Raw genomic sequence first — 15,759 nt, 5'->3', positions numbered from 1 at the left:
GAGCCGTTGACGACCGGCTGGCGCAGACGGCCGTCGTGGTGTCCTCGAAGTCCGGCTCCACTGTCGAAACCGACTCACAGCGCCGCATCTTCGAGGCTGCGTTCGCCGCTGCCGGCATCGATCCGCTCACCCGGGTGGTAATCGTCACCGACCCTGGATCCCCGCTTGATAGCTCAGCGCGGGAGGCTGGCTATCGCTCAGTGTTCAACGCCGACCCCGAGGTGGGCGGCAGATACTCGGCGCTCACCGCTTTCGGCCTGGTGCCGTCTGGTCTAGCTGGAGTCGACCTCGACGCCCTGCTCGACGACGCGGAGGAAACCGCCGAGTTCCTGGGCGACGATGATCCAATCAACATCGGCTTGCGGCTCGGCGCGGTGCTTGGCGCGACGTCTCCCCTGCGGGACAAGATTGTCTTCGCCGATGAAGCATCGGGTATTCCCGGTCTTGCCGACTGGGCAGAGCAGCTGATTGCCGAATCGACAGGCAAGCTGGGCACCGGTGTCCTCCCGGTAGTCGCTGAGGAGGGTGCGCCGGAAATTGTCTCCGGCGCACCAGACGTGCTCGCCGTCCGCCTAACGGCACAGGACGCCGACGTCGAGCCGGTCGGGGACCAGGTCACGGTGAGCGGCAGCCTGGGCAGCCAGCTGCTGGTGTGGGAATTCGCTACAGCAGTCGCAGGACGCCTTCTCGGCATCAATCCGTTCGACCAACCGGATGTTGAAGCCGCCAAGGTCGCCGCGAGGGGACTACTCGACGAACAGCCCGAAACCGTGGCGGCTGACTTCGTCGACGGTGCAGTGGAGATCCGCGCCGACGGCGACCTCCTGCGCGACGCCAGCACACTCGGTGACGCACTGCAGAACCTCTTCGCCACCCTTGAGCCCAACGGGTACCTCTCGGTCCAGGCCTACCTGGACCGGGCAGCACAGAGCTCACTCGAGGACATCAGGTCACCGCTCGCCTCACTCACCGGACGTCCGGTCACCTTTGGTTGGGGCCCGCGTTTCCTGCACTCCACCGGGCAGTTCCACAAGGGTGGACCGGCCCAGGGGGTGTTCCTGTCCGTCACCGGTGCGGCCGCTGACGATCTCGGAATCCCTGACCGGCCGTTCACCTTCGGTGAGCTGATCACCGCCCAGGCGGCCGGCGATGCCCAGGTGCTCAGCAGCAAGGGTCGGCCAGTCCTGCGTCTCCACCTCGCGGACCGCACCGCAGGAATCGAACAACTGACCCAGGTAATCACTCACCTGCTGGGTGGGGCTGCGGGCCAACGGGCTACCAATGAAAGTGGTACCGCGTAGTGCACGATTCTGCAAAGGAACGGCCCGCCAACCCACTGAGGGATCCCCGCGACCGGCGGTTGAGCCGAATCGCAGGTCCTTCAGCGCTCGTGCTCTTTGGCGTGACCGGCGACCTCGCCCGCAAAAAGCTGATGCCCGCGATCTACGATCTCGCCAACCGCGGGCTGCTGCCTCCCAGCTTCGCGCTGATTGGGTTCGGCCGCCGGGACTGGGACGACGAACGGTTCATCGAAGAGGTCCGCGACGCTGTCACCCAGTATTCGCGCACGCCGTTCGACGAAACGGTGTGGGAACAACTCTCAGCCGGGATCCGGTTTGTGCAGGGAAACTTCGACGACGACGACGCGTTCGGGCGTCTGGAAGTTACCCTCGCCGAGCTGGATTCCAGCCGCGGCACCCGCGGCAACCATGCGTTCTACCTGTCCATTCCGCCGAAGGACTTTGAACTCGTCTGCCAGAAGCTCTCCGAGCACGGCCTGGCCCAGCCCAATGAGGGGCAGTGGCGTCGCGTAGTCATCGAGAAGCCGTTCGGGCACAACCTGCAGTCCGCCCGGGAACTCAATGCGGTAGTGGAGCAGGTCTTCCCGCCCGACGCAGTTTTTCGGATCGACCACTATCTGGGGAAGGAAACGGTCCAGAACATTCTGGCGCTCCGGTTTGCCAACCAGCTCTTCGAGCCGCTGTGGAATGCCAACTACGTTGACCACGTTCAGATCACCATGGCCGAGGACATTGGGATCGGCAGCCGGGCGGGCTACTACGACGGCGTCGGCGCGGCCCGCGATGTGATCCAGAACCACCTTCTGCAGCTCCTCGCGTTGACCGCGATGGAGGAACCGATTTCCTTCAACGCCAATGATCTGCGGGCGGAAAAGGAAAAAGTCCTCGCGGCGGTCAAGTTACCCGATGACCTGTCCGGTTCCTCAGCGCGGGGTCAGTACGACGCCGGCTGGCAGGGCGGGGAGCAGGTGAAAGGGTTCCTGGAGGAAGAGGGCATTCCCAAACGTTCCACTTCCGAGAGCTTCGCCGCCTTGCGTCTTGACATCCACACCCGCCGCTGGAGTGGCGTGCCGTTCTACCTGCGCGCTGGCAAGCGGCTTGGCCGCCGGGTGACTGAGATCGCTGTCGTCTTCAAACGCGCGCCCAACCTGCTGTTCCGCGACCATGGCGAGGACGACTTTGGCCAGAACGCTGTGGTGATCAGGGTGCAGCCCGACGAGGGCGCCACCATTAGGTTCGGCTCCAAGGTCCCCGGCACCCAGATGGAAGTCAGGGACGTAACAATGGACTTCGGCTACGGTCATTCGTTCACCGAATCCAGCCCGGAGGCTTACGAACGGTTGATCCTGGATGTGCTGCTGGGCGAGCCGCCGCTATTCCCCCGGCATGAAGAGGTGGAGCTGTCCTGGAAAATTCTTGATCCCTTCGAAGAATACTGGGCCTCCCTCCGCGATCAACCCGAGAAGTATGTGCCGGGAAGCTGGGGCCCAGCTTCAGCTGACGAGCTCCTCGCCCGTGATGGAAGGACGTGGCGCAGGCCATGATCGTCGAACTGCCTGATACCACCACGTCCAAGGTCTCTAAGGAAATCATGACGCTGCGGGACAAGGGCGGGGTCGTCGCGCTCGGCCGCGTCCTCACACTGGTGGTGATCACGAGCTCCGGCAACGAGGAAGAAGCAATAGTCGCCGCGAACCTGGCGAGCCGCGAACACCCCTGCCGGATTATTGTCCTTGCCCTCGGGTCCAAAGATGCTGACACCCGGCTGGATGCACAGATCCGGGTCGGCGGGGACGCTGGAGCCTCAGACGTGATCGTGCTGAAGGGGTATGGCCAGCTTGCTGAGGAGAACGAGTCCCTGGTGTCAGCGCTGCTGCTCCCTGACGCCCCCATTGTCGCCTGGTGGCCGCATGGGGCTCCAGCGAACGCGGCGAAGACCTCGATCGGCAGCATCGCCCACCGTCGCATCACCGACTCGGCCAATGAGCCGGACCCGGTGGCGGCGCTCTCCACGATCCGGGAAACGTACGCCGCCGGTGACACCGACCTGGCGTGGACCCGACTGACGAACTGGCGGATCCAGCTCGCGGCGGTCTTCGACCAGTTGGACGACTCGCCCATCACCTCGGTCACAGTTGAGGGAGCTGAAGATTCACCGAGCACCGTGTTGCTGGCTGCGTGGCTGACCCTGGCGCTGGACTCCCCGGTCACCATTGCCGCTGGCCCCGCCGGCACCGGACTACGCCGGGTGAGGCTCTCCCGGACTGCTGGCGACGTCGAACTGAACCGGCCGCACGCTGCGGTGGCTGAGCTGTACCAGCCGGGCCAGCCGGTGCAACGGATTTCCTTGCCGCGACGGACCCTGCAAGACTGTCTCGCAGAAGAGCTCCGCCGTCTCGATCCGGATGAGGTATTCGGCGAGGTCATCATGGAGGGGCTCGCGCAGACCAACCTAAGGAGCGTGCGTCCTAGTGAACGCTGACCCCAAAGTAAGTATTCATCCCGATTCTTCGCTGCTCGCAGCGGCAGTCGCCGCCCGTCTGATTACCCGTCTGGTCGATGTCCAGAACGAGCGCGGATCAGCCACGGTTGTCCTGACCGGCGGGTCTATCGGCATCGCCGCCCTCGCCGCTGTCGCCGATTCCCCGGCTTGCTCGGCCGTGGACTGGAGCAGAGTGGACTTCTGGTGGGGCGACGAGCGGTTCCTCAGTGCAACTGACTCCGGCCGCAACGCGGTGCAAGCGCGGGAGGCTCTGCTCGGCAGGCTTGGCCTGGCCGAGTCGCAGGTCCACGAGTTCGGCTCCAGCGATGATTTTCCCGACCCGGACGCTGCTGCAGCCGACTACGCTGCGCAACTGCAGGACGCAGCTGACGGGGAGCGTCAGCTGGACGACGCCGACGACGACGGCCAGGATTCCCGGCTCCCCCGCTTCGACGTGTTGCTCCTCGGTGTGGGACCCGACGCCCATATCGCTTCGCTGTTCCCAGAGATGCCCGGAATTCGCACGAAGGAACAGACAGTGGTTGGGGTAGCCGGTGCTCCGAAACCGCCCGCCCGGCGGATTTCGCTGACCCTTGAAGCACTGAATTCGGCACAGGAGATCTGGATTGCTGCCGGTGGTCAGGACAAAGCGGGTGCGGTGGGTCTTGCGCTAGCTGGTGCCGGGCCAATGCAGGTGCCGGCCGCGGGTGCCCGTGGTCGCAGGAAAACACTCTGGTTGATCGACCAAGAGGCAGCGGCCCAGTTGCCGGGCCGGCTCATCGCGGCTGACGACGCCGATGATGGGGCAGCCGAAGGTCAGGCTGAATAACCCGCTACGTAGCTAGACCGCTCCCCAGGTTGGTCCGGCGTGCCCTGAGGTTGCAGAGCGCCTGCTCCAGCACCCGGGCTGCTTCCTCATCGCTGCGCCGTTCCTTGACGTACTGGAGGTGGCTCTTGAATGGTTCGACACAGTCGACCAAGGGTTCCACGCCGGGCAGTCGACCCGCCGGACGGCCGCACCGGCAACAGTCCCAGACCTCGGGGATCTCATCCTCGTGCAGCTTGGCAAAGGTCGGCCTGGACTCGTGATTAGCCATGCACCAATAGCTGACAATGGTTCGGTCCGCCACCACGGGGATCCGCCCTGATTCGGCCTGCCACCCGGCCATTCCCCCGTAAGCGTCGGTTCCGATCCGTTTGCCCTTAAAGGCATTTCCCGCGTTAACCATGGATCGCTCCTGGACTAGGCTCCGACAACAGGGCCAGTCTACGCTCAATGGAGAATGCTGGATATGGTGGTTAAGGCGGGAAACCGGAAGATCTAAGCTGCGTCACAGCCGGTAGTGCGGATCCTCGTCAGGCGGCAAATCGCTGGATCAGGCCGAGGGCCACAATAACAACACCCCAGGTCAGTCCCAGAGCCACGGTGAAGCGATTGAGGTTACGCTCGGCAACTCCCGATGATCCCATACTGGTGGTCATGCCGCCGCCGAACATGTCAGACATGCCACCCCCACGACCCTTGTGCAACAGGATGAGCAGGACAAGCAAGAAGCTTGTGATGGCAAGGAGAACCAGCAAAATGATTCGGAGAATGTCCACAGTGGCCTTTCAGGGGTAACTGACGTGAGTGGTCGGCAGGAGCCGGTTGCCTACTTAGTCAGTGACCAGGAGATGGTCGAACCTGACAATACTAGCAAACTCGGCAGCGTCCAGGCTGGCGCCGCCAACCAGCAGGCCGTCGACGTCGCGCCCCTTCAGGATCGCGCCCGCGTTGGCGGCTTTGACCGATCCACCGTAGAGCATGCGGACCTTGCCTGCGGTGTCAGAGTCGTAGAGGCTGGTCAGATCCGCGCGCAGTGCTGAACACATCTCCTGCGCATCCTCCGGGCCGGCAACCTCGCCGGTGCCGATGGCCCAGACCGGTTCGTAGGCAACCACCAGCTCAGCGATCTGCACTGCGGTGAGACCGTCAATTCCGGCACGCAACTGGTTGAGGGTGTGCTCCACGTGGTTGCCAGCCTGGCGGACGTCGAGCCCTTCGCCGGCGCACAGAATGGGAGTCAGGTTGTGCCGGAAGGCTGCCTTGACCTTGCTGTTGAGCAGCTCGTCGCTCTCATGGTGGATGGCCCGGCGCTCGGAGTGCCCAATCAGTGCATAACTGCACCCCAGTTTCTCGAGAAACTGACCCGAAATATCACCGGTGTAGGCGCCGGAGTCGTGAGGGGACAGGTCCTGGCCGCCGTAGACGGTCTGCAGGTCGTCGCCACGGACCAGGGTCTGCACACCGCGCAGGTCGGTGAAGGGAGGGAACACTGCTACTTCGACCCGCTGGTAATCATGCCCGGCGTCATCGAGGGTCCACGCCAGCTTCTGCAGGAGGGTGATGCCCTGGACGTGGTCCAGATTCATTTTCCAGTTCCCGGCGATCAGAGGCCGGCGGTCGTACGTGCCGTTGGTTGAGGAAGTCATCTGCTTCTCCTATTGCCCGAGGGCTGTCAGTCCGGGGAGCTCCTTGCCTTCGAGATACTCGAGGCTGGCACCTCCACCGGTGGAAATGTGGCCAAACTGATTGTCAGTGAAACCGAGCGACCGAACCGCTGCAGCTGAATCGCCGCCACCCACCACTGTCAGTGCACCGCGTGAGGTCGCTTCGGTGAGTGCCTGCGCCACTGCCTTGGTGCCGCCAGCGAACGCCTCGAATTCGAAGACACCCATCGGGCCGTTCCAGAACACAGTTCCGGCGGTTGCGATTGACGCAGCAAACGCAGCTCCAGACTCTGGACCGATGTCCAGGCCCAGTCCGTCCGCGCCGAAGGAACTTCCTTCAATCCCGTCGGCGGGAACTGTCTCGTGTGCGGCATCGGCGGAGAACTTTGCCGCCACCACGATGTCGGTGGGAAGGACGAATTCCGTGCCAGCTTGCTCAGCACGCTGGAGGTACCCCTTGACGACGTCGAGCTGGTCCTCTTCCAGCAGGCTCGCACCAACCGAATGGCCCTGAGCCGCGAGGAAAGTGAACACCATGCCACCGCCGACAAGGATCCGGTCGGCTGTTCCCAGGAGGTTTTCGATCACCGCAAGCTTGTCGGAGACCTTCGAGCCGCCCAGGACCACGACGAACGGGGCAACCGGGGTGCCGGTCAGCCGTTGAAGTACCTCGACCTCGATTTTCACCAGGTCTCCCTGGTAGGACGGCAGCAGTGACGCGATGTCGTAGACACTTGCGTGTTTCCGGTGGACGGCCCCGAAGGCGTCGTCCACGTAGGCTCCGTTGTCGCCGGTGAGGGCGGCCAGCTCGGCGGCGAACGCCTGACGTTCGCCGTCGTCCTTGCTCGTTTCCCGCGGGTCGAAACGTACGTTCTCCAGGACCAGCACGCTGCCACCAGCCAGGGCGGCGGCCAGCTCCCCGGCATTGTCTCCGGTCGTGTCGGCCGCAAGCCCGACCGGAAAATCAGCGAGCTCGGCGAGCCGAGCCACGGCCGGCTTCAGGGAGTACCGTTCATCGGGTGTGCCTTTAGGCCGACCCAAATGAGCCATCACGATCACCGAAGCCCCCGCCCCGGTCAACTTCCGCAGCACAGGCAAGGAGGCCCGAAGTCGTCCGTCGTCGGTCACCCGCGGGGCATCCCCGGAGCTGTCGAGGGGGACGTTCAGATCTGACCGGACGAGGACTGTACGTCCTCTGACGCCGGTGCTGAGGAGGTCATCCAGGGAGGGGGCCACTACGATCCTTCAGGACTAGGAGAGCTTGGAAGCGACGATGTTCGTCAGGTCAACGAGGCGGTTGGAGTAGCCCCACTCGTTGTCGTACCAGGCCACCACCTTGACCTGGTTGCCGATCACCTTGGTCAGTCCCGAGTCGAAGATCGACGAGGCCGGGTCGCCGACAATGTCTGAGGACACGATCGGTGCGTCGGTGTAGGAGAGATAGCCCGTGAGCTTGCCCTCGGTAGCGGCAGCCTTGTAAGCGGCGTTGACTTCCTCGACGCTGACCTCCCGTGACACGGTCACCGTCAGGTCGGTTGCCGAACCGGTGGGCACTGGAACGCGGATGGCGTAACCGTCCAGCTTCCCCTTCAGTTCAGGCAGGACCAGGCCGATCGCCTTGGCCGCGCCGGTGGAGGTGGGAACCATGTTGATAGCAGCTGCTCGTGCGCGGCGCAGGTCGTTGTGGGGGCCGTCCTGAAGGTTCTGGTCGGCGGTGTAGGCATGGATGGTGGTCATCAGCCCACGCTCAATACCGAAGCTATCGTTCAGCACCTTGGCCAGCGGCCCGAGGCAGTTGGTGGTGCAGGATGCGTTGGAGATGATGTGGTGGTTCTCGGGATCGTACAGATCGTCGTTGACGCCGAGGACCACTGTGATGTCCTCATCAGAGGCCGGCGCAGAGATGATGACCTTCTTCGCTCCAGCATCGATGTGCTTGCGCGCCGCTGATGCCTTGGTGAAGAAGCCGGTGGACTCTACAACGATGTCCACTCCCAGGTCCTTCCAGGGCAGGTTGGCGGGGTCACGCTCGGCGAGCACGCGGATGGACTTGCCGTCCACCACAATGTTGCCGTCCTTGACCTCGACCGTTGCGGCGAGCCGTCCGGTGACTGAGTCGTACTTAAGGAGGTGGGCCAGCGCTTCCGGGCTGGTCAGATCGTTGACGGCGACGATTTCCAGGTCAGCACCCTGTTCCAGTGCGGCGCGGAAGAAATTACGTCCGATTCGACCAAAGCCGTTGATTCCTACACGAGTAGTCACTTGTTCTATCTCCTTGAACTGTATTGAGGTAAGGGCCGGAACGCCGCCGGTGGGGCGGCGTTCCGGGAGCGCCCCGAGGGGTGCGTTGAGAGTGAGTGCTAGCCCACGACTATCAGTGAGGTAGCTGAGGTGCGCGCCGCTGCGAAGCGCTTGGCGACGTCGTCCCAGTTCACTATGTTCCAGAAAGCTTTCACGTAGTCGGCCTTGACGTTCACGTAGTCAAGGTAGAAGGCGTGCTCCCACATGTCCAGCATCAGCAGCGGGGTGGTGCCGACCGCTACATTGCCCTGCTGGTCGTAGAGCTGTTCGATGACCAGGTTTCCACCGATTGGCTCATAGGCAAGGAAGGCCCACCCGGAACCCTGCAGGGCAAGTGCCGCCGCGCTGAACTGGGCACGGAACTTGTCGATTGAGCCGAAGGCGTCGTCGATCGCTGCAGCAAGCTCGCCAAGTGGAGAGTCTCCACCGTCCGGGGAGAGGTTGTTCCAGAAGACTGAGTGGTTGATGTGGCCGCCGGTGTGGAAGGCGAGATCCTTGGAGAGCTTCGAAATGTTCCCGAAGTCACCCTTCTCCCGAGCCTCGGCCAGCTGCGCCATGGCGTCGTTGGCGCCCTTGACATAGGCAGCGTGGTGCTTGCTGTGGTGGAGCTCCATGATGCGTGCGGAGATGTGCGGCTCCAGGGCAGCGTAATCGTAGTTCAGTTCGGGCAGTACGTACTCGCTCACGAATTCCTCCAGGTTGGTCTGACACCGTCGGCGATTTGGCACCGCACCCGGTGTGACACCGTAGTTGGTTCACTATGGCAAGGGTCCCCACCGTGATCGGTGGCGTGGCCGTGCCTCTTCCATCCTATGCAGAGATTCACTCGTCCAACATGTCAGCAGTAACATTGGCTTCGGTTCCCGGTATTCCAATGTCGATGGCACGCTTGTCCGCCATGGCGAGGAGGCGACGGATACGCCCGGCAATCGCGTCTTTGGTCATCGGAGGGGTGGCTAGTCCACCCAGCTCATCGAGGCTTGCCTGCTTGTGGGCAACCCTCAGTTCCCCCGCGTACTTGAGGTGGTCAGGAACGCCTTCACCCAGTATTTCGAGTGCGCGCTCCACCCGGGCGCCCGCAGCAACCGCTGCTTGAGCCGACCGGCGCAGGTTGGCATCATCAAAGTTGGCCAGGCGGTTGGCAGTGGCCCGCACCTCCTTGCGCATCCGGCGTTCCTCCCACACCATCAGGGCATCGTGTGCGCCCATCCGGGTCAGGAGTGCGGCAATGGTGTCACCGTCGCGGATTACCACCCGGTCCACTCCCCTGACCTCGCGGGCCTTGGCCGCGATCCCCAGCCTGCGCGCTGCACCAACCAGGGCCAGAGCAGATTCCGGTCCAGGACAGGTGACTTCCAGCGAAGAGGACCGGCCAGGTTCGGTGAGCGAGCCGTGGGCGAGGAATGCCCCTCGCCACACTGCTTCGGCGTCGGCAGTCGAACCGTTCACGACGGCGGAGGGCAGCCCGCGTACCGGTCGGCCTCGGTTGTCAAGCAAGCCAGTCTGCCGGGCGAGGGCCTCGCCGTCGCGCACCACCCGCACCACGTACCGGTTGCCGCGGCGCAGGCCACCACCTGAGACAACTATGATCTCGCTGTTGTGTCCGTAGACCTCAGCGATGGCGGTGCGCAGCCGCCGGGCCGTCGAGGCGAGGTCGACCTCAGCCTCAATCACAATTCGGCCCGAGATGATGTGCAGACCTCCAGCGAAACGCAGCAGGGCCGACACCTCGGCTTTGCGAACCGATGACTTCTTGACAGAGAGGTGCGACAGCTCCTCTTTCACGTCCGCAGTCAGCGCCACAAATACAACCTCAGATCGATTAGTTTTCACCAAACATGTCATGAAACGCAGTTGCAAGGCGCAGGGGATCATGAACAGGTTTGCCCGTTGAAGAACCTACCTTACCCAACACAGCCCGGCCTCCCATCTCAGCGACCGCGGTAACGAACTCCTCCCGGTTACCAATGACCGCAGGATCTGCGATAACAACGTCAACCGTGAAATCGGGGGCGTATCGCCTGATCACCTCGAGATGATCAACCGCTGACATCCCTGACGTTTCCTTGGTCTCGTTGCTCAGGTTCATGGTCAGGCACCGCTTGGCGGTCGTGCCGCACAGGGCCTCCCGAAGCTCCGGCAACAGCAGGTGCGGCAGCACCGACGTGTACCACGAGCCCGGGCCGAGGATCACCCAGTCCGCCAGCTCCACCGCGGTGAGCGCGTCGACGCAGGCGGGTGCGCCGGCCGGGAGCAACCGGACGTTGTTCACAAGTCCCGCGCTGCCGGCCACTGCAAGCTGGGACTGCCCGCTGACAGTGCGCAGCCGCAAGGTCCCATCCACTTCGGAGAGCACGTCGCCTTCGATGGTCAGCGGTACGCTGGCCATCGGCAGGACTCTGCCCCGCGCCCCCAGCAGTGCCCCGGCCCACTGCAGTCCGGCCACCGGATCCCCCAGCAGCTCCCACAGAGTGACGATCAGGAGGTTTCCGAGCGCATGGTTGTCGAGGGACCCATCGGCTCCATGCCGTGAGGTGAACCGGTGCTGCATGACGTCACGCCAGGTGCGCCCCCAATCGGTGTCGTCGCACAGGGCTGCCAGCGCCATCCGAAGATCGCCGGGCGGCAGCACACCGAGTTCCTCGCGCAGCTTGCCGGAAGACCCTCCGTCGTCGGCTACTGTGACCACAGCTGTCAGCTCCGAGGTGAGCAGGCGCAGCGCTGACAGCGACGACGACAGGCCGTGTCCACCACCCAGGGCGACCACCGACGGGGCGTTGTCCTGCGGGCCGGACCCACGGCGGTTAGCTGCCGCTGCAGGCAGCATGGGTAGGGAGCCGGTAAGGATTGCCACTATTCCCTGCCCAGGTCCCGGTGATGGGCGGTGACCTGCAACCGCGGGTGCTGAGCTAGTCGTTTGGCTATCTCTTCAGTGACGGCCACCGACCGGTGTTTTCCGCCGGTGCACCCAATAGCGATGGTGGCATAGTGCTTATTCTCACGTCGGTACCCCTCCAACACGGGTTCCAGCGCGTGGACATAGCGATTAACGAAGTCCGCAGCACCGGTAGCCCCCAGCACATAGTCGCTGACGGGCTGGTCCAATCCGGTTTGCGGCCTCAGGAGTGGCACCCAGTGTGGGTTGGGAATGAACCGGACGTCCGCCACATAGTTGGCGTCGACCGGTAGCCCGTATTTAAAGCCGAAGCTCACGACGTTGATGCGCAGGACGATCGGACCAGACTCGGAGAACAGCTCGGTGATGGTGGTTGCGAGGGCATGCACGTTCAGCTCGGAGGTGTCGACCACCAAGTCGGAGGCCTCCCTTAGCTCCTTCAGCACTTCCCGTTCAGCGGCGATCCCATCGAGGATGCGCCCCTCATCCTGAAGGGGATGCGGCCGGCGGCCCTGTTCAAACCGGCGTACCAGCGTGTCGTCTCCCGCGTCGAGGAAGAGGACACGGTAGTTGACCCCCGACGTGCGGAGGGCCTGAAGCGAACCACGGATGTCGTGGAACAACTCCTGGCTCCGGACGTCAACCACAACAGCAAGCTTCGGAATGGACTGTGGCATCCGTGCGACCAGTTCGGTCAGGGTGCCCAGCATCTGCGGGGGAAGGTTCTCCACCACGTACCAGCCGTGGTCTTCAAGGGCGTTGGCGGCCGTACTTCTCCCGGCACCTGACATCCCGGTCACCACCAGCAATTCCGACTCGGCAGGCTTGATCGGAGTAAGGCTGTCGTCGCCCTCAGTCATATGTGTTCCATCCCGGCGGTTTGTAGTGGCTCGAACGAATCCCCAGCCTCTACCCTAACTAAGAATCGAGGATCTCGCCGGTTGCCATATTCACTGCGGCGACCGTCGCCGCCGGTGCACCGTCGGCCGCTGCGGCGGACAGGGAGCGGTGGAGTGTCTCGGCGAGGGACGGCCCCACCCCGGGCACCACCTGCAGTTCCTCGAGTGAAGCTGCCCGCACCTTCTTGACCGAGCCGAAGTGACCCAGCAGGGCCTTCTTTTTCGCTGGGCCCAGGCCGGGAACCGAGTCCAGCGCCGACGCAGTCATTGACTTCCCGCGTTTCTGCCGGTGAAAGGCGATCGCGAACCGGTGCGCCTCGTCCCGGATCCGTTGCAGCAGGAAGAGCCCCTCGGAGGCTCTGGGCAAAATGACCGGAAAATCGCTGTCCGGCAACCAGACTTCCTCAAGCCGCTTCGCAAGCCCGATCACAAAAACGTCATCAATGCCCAGGTCCTCCAGCGCCCGCTGAGCTGCATGCACCTGGGGTTGCCCGCCGTCGACCACCACCAGGTTGGGCGGGTAGGCAAATTTCTGGCGGGGAACAGCCGTAGTGGTATCCGCCAGCGGGGCTGCCGCTGCGCCATCGTCGGCGGCTTCGTCTTTCAGGCCCTGCAGCACGGGACTGGTTTTCTCGGCGAGGTAGTTGCGGAAGCGCCGCTGAATGACGTCGTACATGGATGCGGTGTCGTCACGGGCGGCGTCGCCGGTGATGGAGAACCTGCGGTAGTCGGCTTTGCGGGGCAGTCCGTCCTCAACCACCACCATGGAGGCCACCACATTGGTGCCCTGTACGTGGGAGATGTCGAAGCATTCGATGCGCATCAGCGGGTGTGGCAGGTCAAGGGCTTCCTGGAGTTCCTGGAGGGCTGCCGACCGGGTGGTGAGGTCTCCGGCGCGTCGGCTCTTATGGAGCCGAAGCGCGTCGGCGGCGTTCTGCTCGACCGTTCCAAGCAAGGTGGCCTTATCCCCGCGACGTGGCACCCGCAGATCCACCCGGGCGCCGCGCAGGCCAGCGAGCCAGATGGCCATCTCCCCGGCGTTGCTGGGCAGCTCTGGAACAAGCACCTCGCGGGGAATCTGGTTATTGCTGCTGCTGCCGTCGCCATAAACCTGCTGCAGCAGGTGCTCCACCAGGTCTGCGGTGGTCATGTCCTCGACCTTCTCCACCATCCACCCCCGCTGACCACGGATCCGGCCGCCGCGCACGTGGAAGACCTGGACTGCTGCTTCGAGCTCGTCCTCCTTCAGCGCAAAGATGTCGGCGTCGGTATCTTCGGACAGCACCACGGTGTTCCGTTCGAACACCCGTTTGAGGGCGGCGATATCGTCACGGACCCGTGCCGCAGACTCGTAGTCAAGGTCGGCGACGGCGGCGGCCATCCTCTTCTCCAGGTCGACGATGAACCGGGTGGCCTGGCCACCCATGAAGTCGCAGAACTGGGCTGCCAGATCTCTGTGGTCTTCAGGCGAAATTCGGCCGACGCAGGGTGCGGAACACTTATCAATGTAGCCGAGCAGGCACGGGCGCCCGGTCCGCTCAGCCCGTTTGAACACACCGCTGCTGCAGGTCCGCACCGGAAAGACACGAAGTAGGGTGTCAACAGTTTCTCGGATTGCCTTCGCCGGGTAGAACGGGCCGAAGTACCGGGTGTCCTTCCTACGGTCCCCGCGCATGACCTGCACCCGCGGGTACTTCTCTCCCATCGTGACGGCTAGGTACGGGTAGGACTTGTCGTCACGGAACATGACGTTGAAGCGGGGGTTGAACTCCTTGATCCAGGTGTATTCCAGCTGGAGGGCTTCGAGCTCGCTGCCCACCACAGTCCACTCGACACTCGCTGCTGTGAACACCATCGCCCGGGTACGGGGCAGCAGACCCTGCGGATTGGCGAAGTAGGAGTTCAGCCGGGACCTGAGGTTCTTGGCCTTGCCGACGTAAACCACTCGGGCATGTTCGTCTCTGAACCGGTAGACCCCTGGATCGACCGGAATCTCACCGGTCTGCGGGCGATAGCTGCGCGGATCGGCCATTACTCAAGCACCGGACTCTGGTTATAACTGGCGGAGCGCTGCTGGCTGGTCAGTGCCGCGATGGAATCCATGATGGTGTCGGTCACCTGGCGGCGTGCCGGAAGTGAGTGGCCAGGTCCGGTCTTCTCGAAGTACAGGGGTGCGCCGATTCTCATGGTGAAATGCTGTGGCTTGATGCGCCTCTGGCCAGCTGGCTGCAGCTCCTCGGTGCCGATCAATCCGACCGGGAGCACCGGCGCACCAGTGGTGAGCGCGAGCCATCCGACGCCGGTTCGTCCGCGATAGAGCAATCCGTCCCTTGACCTGGTGCCCTCCGGGTAAATGCCGATCCCATTGCCGCCTTCCAGCAATTCGTGCAGGGTCTTCAGTGCCTGGACACTAGCTGCCTGCTGGCCTCGCTCGACCGGGATGGACCCGACGCCCTCAAAGAAGGAGCGCATGGCTTTACCCTTGATGCCACGGCCGGTGAAGTACTCGGCCTTGGCAAAGAAGGCAACCGGCCGTGGCATGAGCGCCTGGACCAGCACGCTGTCCAAGAAGGACAGATGGTTTGCCGCCACGATGAGCGGTCCATCGGACGGGACATTGGCGAGCCCCTCGACGGTGGGTCGGCATAGTCCAGCGATAAGACCGCGGGTGCCGCTGCGGGTGAGGTCATAAATTCCCATGACTTGCCTCCTGCGGCACCGTCTTGAGAATCAGTTCCAGCAGGGACTCGGCAGACTCGGCTGGTTCGGTGGCGCCCGCGGCGTTGAACTCTTCGGGCGACCCGAATCCCCACCTGACAGGGATGCAGTGGAGCCCGTTCGCTACCGCCCCCGAGATGTCGTGCGACCGGTCCCCCACCATGATGGCGCAGTCGTACCTGCCCTGATACTTAGCCAGTGCGGCAGCAATGATCGGCGTTTTCCCTTCGGAACCAGGTGCCTGTTCCTCATCGGGTGAGCCGTGAATCGAGTCGAACAGGTGGTCCATCAACTGCACCCGGAGCAGCTCGCGCGCGAGGCCCTGCGGCTTCTGCGTTGCCACTGCCACCAAGTGGCCTGCTGCGCGGAGAGCCTCAACCACCTCAACGACACCTGGGTATGGCCGGCTCGACGCCATCCCGTGGCGGCGATAGCCCTCGCGGTAATGAGCGATGACTGAGTCCAGGTGGGCCTCATTAACTCCAGCTATTTCCCGCAGTGAGGTCACCAGAGGCGGGCCGACCATCGAGCGCAGTTCGGGGTCCGAAGGCTGCTGCAACCCGTGAGCGTCCAACGAGGCGAGGATTCCCCCGGTGATTGCGCCCGCGGGGTCGACGAGAGTTCCATCAAGGTCAAATAGCACGAGCAGCCGGTAGTTCATCACCGGCCAAG

At 63.6% G+C, this 15,759-nt stretch carries 16 protein-coding genes; 4 read left to right on the top strand and 12 right to left on the bottom strand.

The window, feature by feature from the left end; all coding sequences use genetic code 11:
* The 4 genes from Y703_RS18650 to pgl all read left to right on the top strand — a co-directional run.
* A partial coding sequence (locus Y703_RS18650) for a glucose-6-phosphate isomerase (protein WP_035764251.1) occupies positions 1–1,301 on the top strand: 1,301 nt, incomplete at its 5' end.
* Positions 1,301–2,845: a glucose-6-phosphate dehydrogenase gene (gene zwf / locus Y703_RS0107925; protein ID WP_026552285.1), complete on the top strand. Its 1,545-nt coding sequence runs from the start codon at positions 1,301–1,303 to the stop codon at positions 2,843–2,845. The genes Y703_RS18650 and zwf, both read left to right, overlap by 1 nt.
* On the top strand, positions 2,842–3,783 hold the full coding sequence (locus Y703_RS0107920) for a glucose-6-phosphate dehydrogenase assembly protein OpcA (protein WP_026552284.1): 942 nt from the start codon (positions 2,842–2,844) through the stop codon (positions 3,781–3,783). The genes zwf and Y703_RS0107920 overlap by 4 nt, the downstream gene beginning before the upstream one ends.
* Positions 3,773–4,612: a 6-phosphogluconolactonase gene (gene pgl, locus Y703_RS0107915; protein ID WP_026552283.1), complete on the top strand. Its 840-nt coding sequence runs from the start codon at positions 3,773–3,775 to the stop codon at positions 4,610–4,612. The genes Y703_RS0107920 and pgl overlap by 11 nt, the downstream gene beginning before the upstream one ends.
* 4 nt (positions 4,613–4,616) lie before the next feature.
* Here pgl and Y703_RS0107910 read toward each other — a convergent pair whose 3' ends face one another.
* From Y703_RS0107910 to Y703_RS0107855, 12 genes are all read right to left on the bottom strand, one after another.
* Positions 4,617–5,012: an RNA polymerase-binding protein RbpA gene (locus Y703_RS0107910; protein ID WP_026552282.1), complete on the bottom strand. Its 396-nt coding sequence runs from the start codon at positions 5,010–5,012 to the stop codon at positions 4,617–4,619.
* Positions 5,013–5,139: 127 nt separating this feature from the next.
* Positions 5,140–5,385 (bottom strand): preprotein translocase subunit SecG, encoded by a 246-nt coding sequence (gene secG / locus Y703_RS0107905; protein ID WP_026552281.1) that lies wholly within the window; start codon positions 5,383–5,385, stop codon positions 5,140–5,142.
* A 54-nt stretch (positions 5,386–5,439) separates the two neighbouring features.
* Complete coding sequence (gene tpiA, locus Y703_RS0107900; protein WP_026552280.1) at positions 5,440–6,255, bottom strand: triose-phosphate isomerase; 816 nt, start codon at positions 6,253–6,255, stop codon at positions 5,440–5,442.
* A 9-nt stretch (positions 6,256–6,264) separates the two neighbouring features.
* Complete coding sequence (locus Y703_RS0107895) at positions 6,265–7,515, bottom strand: phosphoglycerate kinase (protein ID WP_035764249.1); 1,251 nt, start codon at positions 7,513–7,515, stop codon at positions 6,265–6,267.
* 9 nt (positions 7,516–7,524) lie between these two features.
* Positions 7,525–8,535, bottom strand: coding sequence for a type I glyceraldehyde-3-phosphate dehydrogenase (gene gap, locus Y703_RS0107890; RefSeq protein WP_026552278.1), 1,011 nt, complete (start codon positions 8,533–8,535; stop codon positions 7,525–7,527).
* A 98-nt stretch (positions 8,536–8,633) separates the two neighbouring features.
* Positions 8,634–9,260, bottom strand: a complete 627-nt coding sequence (locus tag Y703_RS0107885; RefSeq protein ID WP_026552277.1) for a superoxide dismutase — start codon at positions 9,258–9,260, stop codon at positions 8,634–8,636.
* A gap of 136 nt (positions 9,261–9,396) precedes the next feature.
* Positions 9,397–10,377: a DNA-binding protein WhiA gene (gene whiA / locus Y703_RS0107880; protein ID WP_026552276.1), complete on the bottom strand. Its 981-nt coding sequence runs from the start codon at positions 10,375–10,377 to the stop codon at positions 9,397–9,399.
* Between the two features lie 19 nt (positions 10,378–10,396).
* Positions 10,397–11,428 (bottom strand): gluconeogenesis factor YvcK family protein, encoded by a 1,032-nt coding sequence (gene yvcK, locus Y703_RS0107875; protein WP_026552275.1) that lies wholly within the window; start codon positions 11,426–11,428, stop codon positions 10,397–10,399.
* The gene (rapZ, locus tag Y703_RS0107870) at positions 11,428–12,330 is read right to left on the bottom strand and encodes an RNase adapter RapZ (RefSeq protein ID WP_026552274.1); all 903 of its coding nucleotides are present in this window, start codon (positions 12,328–12,330) and stop codon (positions 11,428–11,430) included. The genes yvcK and rapZ overlap by 1 nt, the downstream gene beginning before the upstream one ends.
* Positions 12,331–12,388: 58 nt before the next feature.
* Positions 12,389–14,401 (bottom strand): excinuclease ABC subunit UvrC, encoded by a 2,013-nt coding sequence (uvrC, locus tag Y703_RS0107865; RefSeq protein ID WP_026552273.1) that lies wholly within the window; start codon positions 14,399–14,401, stop codon positions 12,389–12,391.
* Positions 14,401–15,069, bottom strand: a complete 669-nt coding sequence (locus Y703_RS0107860) for a lysophospholipid acyltransferase family protein (RefSeq protein WP_026552272.1) — start codon at positions 15,067–15,069, stop codon at positions 14,401–14,403. Before Y703_RS0107860 ends, uvrC begins: the two co-directional genes overlap by 1 nt.
* Positions 15,056–15,748: an HAD hydrolase-like protein gene (locus Y703_RS0107855; RefSeq protein WP_035764269.1), complete on the bottom strand. Its 693-nt coding sequence runs from the start codon at positions 15,746–15,748 to the stop codon at positions 15,056–15,058. The genes Y703_RS0107860 and Y703_RS0107855 overlap by 14 nt, the downstream gene beginning before the upstream one ends.
* Between the last annotated feature and the right edge of the window lie 11 nt (positions 15,749–15,759).

This window comes from Arthrobacter sp. H20 (genome assembly GCF_000520515.1).
GTDB lineage: Bacteria > Actinomycetota > Actinomycetes > Actinomycetales > Micrococcaceae > Arthrobacter_D.
The sequence above is the reverse complement of the archived record's forward strand: the minus strand, read 5'-3'. Positions and strand labels throughout refer to the sequence as shown.

What these genes read in the sequence shown, in the direction of transcription:
- Y703_RS0107920 (WP_026552284.1), top strand. Translation starts at nt 2,842, where the DNA reads ATGATCGTCGAACTGCCTGATACCACCACGTCCAAGGTCTCTAAGGAA.
- tpiA (WP_026552280.1), bottom strand. Translation starts at nt 6,255, where the DNA reads ATGACTTCCTCAACCAACGGCACGTACGACCGCCGGCCTCTGATCGCC.
- Y703_RS0107860 (WP_026552272.1), bottom strand. Translation starts at nt 15,069, where the DNA reads ATGGGAATTTATGACCTCACCCGCAGCGGCACCCGCGGTCTTATCGCT.
- uvrC (WP_026552273.1), bottom strand. Translation starts at nt 14,401, where the DNA reads ATGGCCGATCCGCGCAGCTATCGCCCGCAGACCGGTGAGATTCCGGTC.
- Y703_RS0107855 (WP_035764269.1), bottom strand. Translation starts at nt 15,748, where the DNA reads ATGAACTACCGGCTGCTCGTGCTATTTGACCTTGATGGAACTCTCGTC.
- rapZ (WP_026552274.1), bottom strand. Translation starts at nt 12,330, where the DNA reads ATGACTGAGGGCGACGACAGCCTTACTCCGATCAAGCCTGCCGAGTCG.
- Y703_RS0107910 (WP_026552282.1), bottom strand. Translation starts at nt 5,012, where the DNA reads ATGGTTAACGCGGGAAATGCCTTTAAGGGCAAACGGATCGGAACCGAC.